This window comes from Vibrio sp. Vb1166, assembly GCF_033338695.1.
GTDB classification, from domain to species: Bacteria; Pseudomonadota; Gammaproteobacteria; order Enterobacterales; family Vibrionaceae; genus Vibrio; species Vibrio alginolyticus.
Window position 1 is genome coordinate 151,315 of the sequence record NZ_JAWOTE010000009.1, and the last position, 10,380, is coordinate 161,694.

Consider the following 10,380-nt stretch of genomic DNA (forward strand, 5'->3'; position numbering starts at 1 on the left):
CGCTTGTCTGACGATAGTGCGAGCTTTTATCTTTTTGGCCTATTAGTTTACTGTATTCTCCCGGCCTTCAATTTGGCCGGGAGACGTCATTTAGAGAACAGTTACCATTCGATTGTAGAGCCATCAAATACGCGGAAGCTTCCGGATAGCTTAAGTGTTAGCTGTTCTGCGACCGAAACAATGCCTGCAACACTTTCCTCGGCAGAAAAGGTTGCGTCCTCACCGCCCATATCGGTTTTTACCCAGCCGGGATGAACTGCGACAGTTTTTACTCCTCGCGATTCGAGATTGCGTGCTGCTGATACTAGAACCTGATTAAGCGCTGCTTTAGATGCTCGATAACTGTACATGTTACCTGAACTGTTATCGCTTAAACTCGCAACTCGGGTTGAGATTCCCACGATGGTTTTGTGCTGACTTTTCGCAACGTTGTCTTGTAGGGCTTGAATTAGCAGGGCAGGTGCGACGGTATTTATGTTTAGTACTTCTAGCCATTTTTTCTGGGTCATTTCGCCAAGCTTTGCACACTCTTCGCCTAATACACCTGCATTAAGAACTAAATGATCGAGCGGACGATCCGCTAATTGAGTGGCTAACTGATCGATATCTTGTTGGTTAGTGACGTCTAGAGCCATCAGTTGAAGTTGATTGGATTGGGTTACTAGTTCATTGAGCTGCTTAGCATTTTCTGGTGAACGACAAGTTGCGATAACTTGCCAACCTTTTCCAAGGTAGTGGCGGACAAATTGCAAGCCTAAGCCACGGTTAGCGCCGGTGATTAATACAGTAGACATCGCTTCTCCTACGTTGTTGAGTTGAACAACGACCATATTAGAGGCGACGTATAAGCATGTAATCAAAACAGTATAAAAATGGCCTAGGATTCGACATTGTCAAATCTTAAAATTTGAGAAAGATGCTGGCAAAGTGTTTTAGCCTAGTGACCGTCAGTTCGGAGGCAGCACCGCTAACACCTGCAACAGCAACGACTTTACCATCCAAATAAAGGGGGATCGCTAAGCAATTGAGGTTTGGCTCTGCCTCTTCTAAATCGAGTGCGTAACCTGATAATACAACCTGATTAAGTTCAGTTTCTAACGTGGGGGATATTTGGCTTTCAAGGCGCAATGTTCGGCGAAGCTCATCATCAAAACTAAGAAAAACCTTGCCGATCGCAGATGTTGTGAGTCCTTCTCGTTTCCCTCTCGGGCTACGGATAGTAAGAGGGTTATCCTGCTCTATAGCATCGATATACAAGTACTCTTTAGCGCCACTTTGTACAGCGAGGTAAGCAGTGTTGTTAGTCATTTGGGCCATTTTTTTCAGCAATGGAACAAAATGCTGTCGGATAGCTTCGTTTTTTTGTTCAATCGGCTTAGACAGTTCATAGCATCTAAACCCTAGGCTGTAGCTATGGTTGTGTTTGGATACATATCCAAGAGAGTGTAGAGTCGCAAGTAACCCGTGAACAGTCGTCTTATTTAACTGGATCGCATTACTGATCGTCTGTAATGATAGGGGAGACTCACTCATCGAGAGCAACTCGAGGATTAGAAAACCTCGCTCTAGAGACTGAATGTTTTTTCTTGCCTTGGGCACAAAGACTCCTTGATGATGGTGTTGCATCTGAATGGCTTACTGATGCTTCCACCTATAACAAACCACTACGCTGGTGGTTTGGTTTTATTAGAGAATATACTCAGCACTTAAACTGATCGGCTCGTTGTATGCATCCACAAGGGAGTTTTTTCCTTGCTTCTTAGCATTGTATAACGCTTGGTCTAATATCGAATAGAGCTCATCAAAGTTGGTGAGTGGCATTGAGGTTGATAGATAGGCCAGACTCGCAGATATATTCAATTGATGGTTATTAAGCGAATGTACACTCTTTTCTGAAATTGTTTTATGCAGACTTTGTATTCTAAAGGGAACGTCAATCTCATCGACGTTTTTCAATAGCAAGATAAACTCTTCTCCACCTAAACGACCCAAGTACTCTCCCTTATTAAGTTTAGCTTTAAGCGCTTTGCATACCTGTTGTAGTACTAAGTCGCCAGTCGGATGACCATACTGATCATTAATCGCCTTAAAGTCATCTAGATCGATTAATGCTAGAACGTAGCGGAAGTCTCCTTCCGCTTTGGAGGTGTGGCTTTTAATCGTCTCTATAATTGCCGCTCTGTTTAATGCACACGTTAAGCTGTCTATTTTGGCTTTTAAGCGTGTTTGTCGCTGAACCATCAATGCCAGAGCGAGGAGAACCAATAAACAGAAAACAACAAAATTATAAGTGCGTTGTTGGTCTGTGAGTTTTTCAAACTGGTACTGACTTTGAAGAGTTTCGTTGTTCAACTGCGCGACTTGTAGATCATATTCATACTCTTTTTTAGTGAGATCTAGTGCCTCTAACGCCTTGATATTACTCGCGTCTCGGTTCGTTAGTTCAATCGTCGAGTAGGCCTTGTGATGCTCCAGCGCCTTTTTGTAATCATTTTGAGCTTGGTATGCTTTTGAGAGGAGTAATTGGGCTTGCGCTTGCAATAAGGGCCTAGCGTTTTTTACCGCTAATCTTAACGCAATTGTACCGTGTTCAATCGATTTTTCGGGTGTATGGTTCTTTAAATATGCCAATCCAGCAGCCAAATGACCCTCTGTTTCAAGGTGCGTATTCTCATAAGTTTGGGCAATGTTTAATGCTCTTCCAATGTAATCTACCGCGGTATCCAATTGCCCAGAATCGGCCAAAGCAGCAGATAACCCTAAATAGGTCAACCCTTGCCCGTATGGATAATGAAGTTGTTCGAGAATCGTTAATGCATTTTTGTAGTGGCTGATGGACTTATCGAGTTCTTTGGATTTTCTGTACATCGCTCCTAGACTATGTTCGACTTGCGCAACTTCAAGAGGTGTCCCTTCATCTTGGCGAACCAGTAAGGCTTGAATGAGATATTGCTCTGATTGTTCAAATTGCCCCAGCTCTGCAAGTAAATTGCCGACGTCATTGTAAATCCCTGAAGGATCGCTTTGCGTCGACATGTTGGCCATCAACTGTCGATACAAACTTAAGGCTTTTTCATAGTCACCACGGTAATTGTAGTTATTTGCTACCACGCGCAAAGCAAGATCAACAGGGAAGTTTTCTTGATGCTTATGATTTAAGTGGCTCTCTATGGATGAGCAATAAAAGTTTGCTTTGTGATAACGACCTTGTTGATTCAGCGTATAACAAAGTTGATAGTTCATCAGAGCCTTGCCTTCGGAATCGGATATTTTCTTCATTGTCTGTCGCAAAGAAGAAAAGCTATCTACTGAGGCCTCGTAACTACCATGCTTACGTTCATTTAAGGCAAGAATATATTCTGATTCTAATTGAGAAAAAGGGTTGTCTAAGACTTGACTGCTGCCGTAGTAAGGCTGATTTATGTTTGACATATATTCATAAATCAATCCACTTACGTAGAGCTTTTCGCTGTCCGATTTCGCTGTATGGTAGCGATCTTGAAGCATGCTCAATGCCGACTCAGGGTTGCTTCGTAGTGTGGTTTGGTAGACAGAGTGCCACTGTGTGATATTTTGGTTTGGTTCAATATCTTGAGTGTCGCTTGCATATACTGGAGTGAGCAAAAGTGACGCAAGCAAGGGATAGAGCACGCGCATGTTTAAACGAGCCTTTAATTTAAGGTGCCTTTAAAGTTGAGTTATCATAGCGCTTTTAACGCATCAGCGTTGTGATTAAGTTGGGTGTACTAAGAAAAAGAGTAGTGAAACTATGCACTTGGTCGAGATATTGAAAGAAGAGGCATAAAAAGAAAGACCTCAACATAAAGTTGAGGTCAGAAATCTTTAATCAATGTAAAGCTTTGCTAGATCTTGAGGCTCCATTTCTTTGCCTTCTAACTGATCGTTCCAGTTAGTTCCAACAAGAACACCATCTTCAGCAAGAGTCAAAAGCCAATCTTCAACAAAGATATCTAATGGGATTTCTAGTACAGTAAAATCTGCCCATTCTTCAACATTATGTGCTTCTGCATCTTCTTTAGAAGACCAGAAAGGCATGACTTCGCTGTTTTCGAATTCAGTTGAATCGCAAGATAGCCAACCTTCTTCATTGCGTAAACCCCAAACCAATTGGTTTTCTTTCGTTTCTGCAACAAAAAGGTCAAGGTTCGCTTGGATATCTGATGTAAGTTTGCTCATTTCAAAACTCTCGTTGTTATGACGTGGCTAGAGTAACACTAAAGTGCCGATTCCTAAAGCATAATACGGTTGTCGAAATGAGTAAAAATAAAGGAGCCGAAGCTCCTTTTCTGAGGTTAAGTATTCACTCGTTTTTGTTTGCTTTGTGCTTGCAGAGCAAACAAAAACAGGTACTTTACCTTTCTGGAAGAGTTGTGAATATTGTCCACTCTCTTTTTATCTCGCCTTTGTAACCAACGACTGATGCGGTTACTCGACGATTTAAAGCATGGCTGACTTCATCGGTCCCTTGCTGTGCTAAGTGAGTGTCACCAAAACCAACAATGCGGACTCTACTCGGTTCGATGTCGTAGCTTAGTAGGGCTTCACGGACATTGCGTGCTCGTCTTTCAGAAAGATCTTGGTTATGCTTTGAACCACCAACTTTACTAGCATAGCCGTGCAGCTCTATCGAAGTAGTAGGGTACTCTTTTAAAAAGTCGGAAAGCTCTCGGACTTGTCTTCTGAAGACTGGATTGATCTCATCAGAGTCGTTAGCAAAAAGTATCCGCACTTGCATGTTATCTGATGCTTTAATGTATTCTCCACAACCGTCGTTGTCGACCTCTGAGCCTTCAGGTGTACCTGGGCACATATCTCGAGCATTGATGACACCATCGTTATCGTCATCTTGCAAATCTGCTATTTGTTCTGCATTTGGTACAGGACGATACTCATATTCGTCTTCAGCAACAACGTGTTGAGTGATGGCGAGCATACCCAATGCAAATAGAATCTTCACTGGTTTCATGATCAGTACTCCACCTTTTCATTCCATTCTGTAGGTACATCGACACGCAAGGCATTTAACAATTGGCCAGTCGCGTTCATAACGCGGTACTTGGCGTACTGCTCTGAGTATCGAGCATCCAAGTAGTTCTTTCTCGCTTCGAAAAGTTCGTTTTCAGTATTTAACAAGTCCAGCAGAGTGCGTTTTCCAATGCGATACTGCTTTTCGTAGGCGATGACAGTTTCAGAGGCCGAATCTACGTGATCCGCTAGGAACTCTTTTTGTTGAAGTGTTAAATCTAACGCACTCCAAGATAGACGAAGACCTTCTTCGACTTGGCGGTATGCACGTTCTCTTAAGTCTTTTGCTTTATTTAGTTGGTAGGCAAAACTTTCAGCGTTGGCTACGTCACTACCACCGTTAAAGAGGTTGTAACGCATGCGCAACATCGCTGTTGTCTCTTCGCTGCTTCCTTCAATACCGCTTGCATCATCACGCCATGTTTGAGCCGCTTCTACCGATATCGTTGGGTAGTAAGCTCCCTTAGATTGCTTGTATTGGAACTTTGCAGAGTCCACATCAGCTACCGAGATTTTGATTACTGGGTGTGACTCGAATGCCAAGTCAATCGCTTCATCGATGGTGTAGGGAATAAAGTTTTGGTCCGCTCTTGGGAAAATCAATCCTTGTGGTGACTGTCCGACAAGGCGTGTAAAGGTGGTGTGGCTGTCATATAAGTTGTTCTGAGCTGCCACCAAGTTACCGTGAGCCTTTGCTAAACGAGCCTCTACCTGGGTTAGGTCTGCTGTAGAACCGATACCTGAGTTAACTCGCTTTTTAATGTCTTCATAGATCTTCTTATGCACTTTCAAGTTATTCTCGGAAAGTGTAAGAATTTCATAAGCTTTTACTGAGTCTAAATAAACTTTCGCGACCTCTAGAGCGGTGTCTTGGGCATCAGCTAGAAGTTGATAACGGACCGATTCAGCATCAGCTGCTGTTCGATCCATATCATTAAGTGTCGCTGAGCCATCCCATATTAGCTGGGTTAGTGTCACGGTGGCTTCTTTTCTTGTCAGGTCGGTTGAATCTCGCCCTGACTCTGCGGGTTTGATTCCTTCGTAACCGATACCGGCATCTAAGTCTACGGATGGGAGGTAAGCACCACCAGATGCTTCATTCACATACTGCTTGCTAACGAATTCATTGAACGCACTTTTGATGTCAGGATTGGTTTTTAATGTGTTTTCAACCGCTTGCTCTAGCGTTTGCCCAAACGCATGACTAGCGGTGAACATACCAATACAAAAGGCGTTGGCACGAGTCCACTTCACTGTGATTCTCCTAGATAATGGTAAAAATTCTCGAGGTGATAGGGCTTATAAGTGGAATACTTATAAGGGCGTCAATAATTTAGCGCACAATAACATTAATATGCGATGAAGTAACCTGTTGATTCGCTGTTCATTTGTTTCAATTTTGATAAATCAACCTACTAAATCTGCCTAAAACTTGAATTAAGATCTCAAATTAAAGATGGAGGTAATGGCTAGAAACGAGTGTCCAGATTTTAATAAAATAAAACACTTATGCATCTGGATTCTTATTGATGTATGACACATAATTACTTTATTGAGCATCAAATTGCTGTTATTGCACTATATATTAGGGCAATATATAGCAAATTAGTATTGTTAGTCAAAAACTTGACAGTTATTTAGGGTTAAGGTTTATATGGATCGTACAGCATTAGTGCCACTCGGTAATCAAGTCGTCGTAATAGGTTTGGATGGGCAGCTGAGAGTCCTTGCAGAAGGACAGCAGCCTCTACCAGGTGAAGTGATAGTGGCAATGACAGATGCTGCGCCTCAAGACCTGAAAATTCAGCTTGCTCAAGAGCAAGGCTTAAAAGATATTTCAGACGATGTAGCACAGATTATTAGTGCTATTGAGCAAGGTCAAGACCCTTCTGCTATTGATGAAGAACTCGCACCTGCAGCGGGTGAAAATAGTGGCTCCAGTTTGCAAAATAGTGCCACGATTGTACGAGATGGTACTGAAGTGCTAGCCTCAACAAACTTTGAAACTATTGGCCTAGAATCCCTCGGCTTATCTGAAACACAAGCGTTGACCTTAAATGACTTCTTCACAACAGGTATCGAGACAAGTGGGGATGGCTCAAGTAAGCCACTTACTAATTCTCCAGTGACATTAAGCGCTGTTGAGGAAGATAGCGATCCAATCACGATAACTACTGAAGAATTACTATCTAATGTCAATATTGATGATGCCGATACTCTTGTCATTACAAACGTCACTATTGAGAGTGGGAATGGCACCTTAATTGATAACAGCGATGGATCTTGGACTTACATTCCAGAGGCTGATGATGACACTGAAGTGTCATTCTCCTATGACATTATTGATAACGATGGCGGTGTTATTAATGGCACTGCTAACTTAGATATTACGCCTGTTAATGACGCGCCAATAGCAACTAATGATGCGATTCAAACTGACGAGGATTCCCAGGTTGTAATTGATGTGCTCGCTAACGACAGTGATATTGAAGGTGATGATTTAATCATTACCTCTGCTTCTGTACCAGAAGAGCAAGGTATCGTTGAGATTATCGATGGTAAGCTTGTTTTCACTCCGGCTGAAAATTTCAACGGTAATGCAACGATTAGCTACACCATCACAGATGGTGAGTTAGAGGATGAAGCTCAAGTTTCGGTAACAGTAAACTCAGTTAACGATGCGCCTATTGCCTCTAATGATACAACAATTACAGAGGAAGATAGCTCAGTAACGGTTGATGTCCTGCCAAACGACACCGATATTGATGGCGATACGCTGTCGATTGACTCAGCATCTGTGCCGAGTGACCAAGGGACAGTCGAGATTGTTGACGGCAAACTGGTGTTCACACCGGCTGAGAACTTCCATGGCGATGCTGAAATCACTTACACCGTCACCGATGGTGCGCTGACTGACCAAGCGACGGTCAACGTCACCGTGAATGCGGTGAACGACGCGCCTGTGGTTGAAAGCAGCATTGCAGACCAAGCCTTGGCGGAAGACTTTACGCCATACAGCATCGATCTGAATACGGCCTTCAGCGATGTGGATAACGTGGATGGCGAGCTGAGCTTCAGCGTTTCTGGCAACAGCAACATTCAAGTGGCGATCGTCAATGGTATTGCTACGTTCACTCCAACCGCAGACTGGAACGGCTCAGAAGCGTTGACGTTTACGGCCACCGATCCAAGCGGCGAGAGCGTTAGCCAAACGGTGAACTTCACAGTTGCGCCAGTGGCGGACATCGTGGCAGACAACGCGACGGTTGTGGAAGACACACCAACCATCATTAAGGTCTTAGGTAACGACACGTTTGAAGGCGACGATAAAGTGGTGTCGCTCGATACCAACAACGGTCCAGCTAACGGTACGGTCTCGGTCAACCCGGATGGCAGCGTGACTTACACGCCAAACGACAATTTCCACGGGGCAGACAGTTTCACCTACATCGTTACGTCCGGTGGGGTATCGGAGTCCACCACGGTGAACGTCGATGTGACGCCAGTCAATGACGCGCCAGTGGCAAACGATGACGCGGCCACAACACAAGAAGATACCGCTGTCACGATTGATGTCCTGCCAAACGATACTGATATTGATGGTGATACGCTGTCTATCCAATCGGCGTCTGTACCTGAAGCACAAGGTAAAGTCGAAATTGTTGATGGCAAATTGGTGTTCACACCAGCTGAGAACTTCAATGGTGATGCTGAAATCACTTACACCGTTACGGATGGTTCACTGACTGACCAAGCGACGGTCAACGTCACCGTGAATGCGGTGAACGACACGCCTGTGGTTGAAAGCAGCATTGCAGACCAAACCTTGGCGGAAGATTTTACGCCATACAGCATCGATCTAAATACCGCTTTCAGCGATGTGGATAACGTGGATGGCGAGTTAACGTTTAGCGTCTCTGGCAACAGCAACGTGTTGGTGTCGATTGAAAATGGCATCGCGACCATTAGCCCAACGGCAGACTGGAACGGCTCTGAAGCGCTGACCTTTACTGCCGCCGATCCAAGCGGCGAGAGCGTTAGCCAAACGGTGAACTTCACGGTAGCGCCTGTGGCGGACATCGTGGCAGATAAAGCGACGGTAGTGGAAGACACGCCGACCGTCATCAAGGTCTTAGGTAACGACACGTTCGAAGGCGACGATAAAGTGGTGTCGCTCGATACCAATCACGGTCCAGCCAACGGCACGGTCTCGGTCAACCCGGATGGCAGCGTCACTTACACGCCAAACGACAACTTCCACGGCACAGACAGCTTCACCTACATCGTCACCTCAGGTGGGGTATCAGAGTCCACCACGGTGAACGTCGATGTGACGCCAGTGAACGATGCGCCAGTGGCAAAAGATGACGCGGCAACAACACAAGAAGATACCGCTGTCACGATTGATGTTCTGCCAAACGACACTGACATCGATGGCGATAAGCTGTCGATTGAATCGGCGTCTGTACCTGAAGCGCAAGGCACAGTCGAGATTGTTGACGACAAATTGGTGTTCACACCAGCTGAGAACTTCCATGGTGACGCTGAAATCACTTACACCATCACCGATGGTGCGCTGACCGACCAAGCAACGGTCAACGTCACCGTAAATGCCGTAAACGACACGCCAGTGGTTGAGAGCAGCATTGCAGACCAAACCTTGGCGGAAGACTTTACGCCATACAGCATCGATCTGAATACGGCCTTCAGTGATGTGGATAACGCCGATGGTGAGTTAACGTTTAGCGTCTCAGGCAACAGTAATGTCAATGTCTCAATAGAAAATGGCATCGCGACCATTAGCCCAACGGCAGACTGGAACGGCTCAGAAGCGTTAACCTTTACGGCTACCGATCCAAGCGGTGAAAGCGTCAGCCAAACGGTAAACTTTATGGTTGCGCCTGTGGCAGATATTGAATCTGACCGCGCGACGGTTGTGGAAGACACGCCGACCATCATTAACGTCCTAGGTAACGACACGTTTGAAGGCGACGACAAAGTGGTGTCGCTGGATACCAACAATGGACCAGCCAACGGCACGGTCTCGGTCAACCCGGACGGCAGTGTCACTTACACGCCAAACGACAACTTCCACGGTACAGACAGCTTCACCTACATCGTTACCTCCGGTGGGGTATCGGAATTCACCACGGTGAACGTCGATGTCACACCAGTGAATGATGCGCCAGTGGCAAAAGATGATACCGCTGTCACTGACGAAGACACGCCAGTGACGATTGATGTTCTGCCAAACGACACTGACATCGATGGCGATAAGCTGTCGATTGAATCGGCGTCTGTACCTGAAGCGCAAGGCACAGTTGAGATTGTTGA

The 10,380-nt window shown here is 45.1% G+C and carries 7 protein-coding genes; 1 reads left to right on the forward strand and 6 read right to left on the reverse strand.

The window, feature by feature from the left end; all coding sequences use genetic code 11:
* Positions 1 to 101: 101 nt before the first annotated feature.
* The 6 genes from R7E51_RS11890 to R7E51_RS11915 form a co-directional block, all read right to left on the reverse strand.
* A complete protein-coding gene (locus R7E51_RS11890; protein WP_017821667.1) occupies positions 102 to 794 on the reverse strand; it encodes an SDR family oxidoreductase in 693 nt (230 codons plus the stop codon).
* Between the two features lie 106 nt (positions 795 to 900).
* Entirely contained in the window at positions 901 to 1,599 is a 699-nt protein-coding gene (locus R7E51_RS11895) for an IclR family transcriptional regulator (protein WP_017821666.1), read from the reverse strand.
* 87 nt (positions 1,600 to 1,686) lie between these two features.
* Positions 1,687 to 3,657: a tetratricopeptide repeat-containing diguanylate cyclase gene (locus R7E51_RS11900; RefSeq protein WP_021033902.1), complete on the reverse strand. Its 1,971-nt coding sequence runs from the start codon at positions 3,655 to 3,657 to the stop codon at positions 1,687 to 1,689.
* 186 nt (positions 3,658 to 3,843) lie between these two features.
* The gene (locus R7E51_RS11905; RefSeq protein WP_005377352.1) at positions 3,844 to 4,197 is read right to left on the reverse strand and encodes a DUF2750 domain-containing protein; all 354 of its coding nucleotides are present in this window, start codon (positions 4,195 to 4,197) and stop codon (positions 3,844 to 3,846) included.
* A gap of 175 nt (positions 4,198 to 4,372) precedes the next feature.
* A complete protein-coding gene (locus R7E51_RS11910) occupies positions 4,373 to 4,987 on the reverse strand; it encodes an OmpA family protein (RefSeq protein ID WP_005377354.1) in 615 nt (204 codons plus the stop codon).
* A 2-nt stretch (positions 4,988 to 4,989) separates the two neighbouring features.
* Positions 4,990 to 6,300: a TolC family outer membrane protein gene (locus R7E51_RS11915; RefSeq protein WP_017821962.1), complete on the reverse strand. Its 1,311-nt coding sequence runs from the start codon at positions 6,298 to 6,300 to the stop codon at positions 4,990 to 4,992.
* Positions 6,301 to 6,700: 400 nt separating this feature from the next.
* On the opposite strand from R7E51_RS11915, the gene R7E51_RS11920 reads away from it, so the two are divergent.
* Positions 6,701 to 10,380, forward strand: a 3,680-nt coding sequence (locus R7E51_RS11920) for a tandem-95 repeat protein (protein ID WP_318128308.1), incomplete at its 3' end; no start/stop codon positions are given.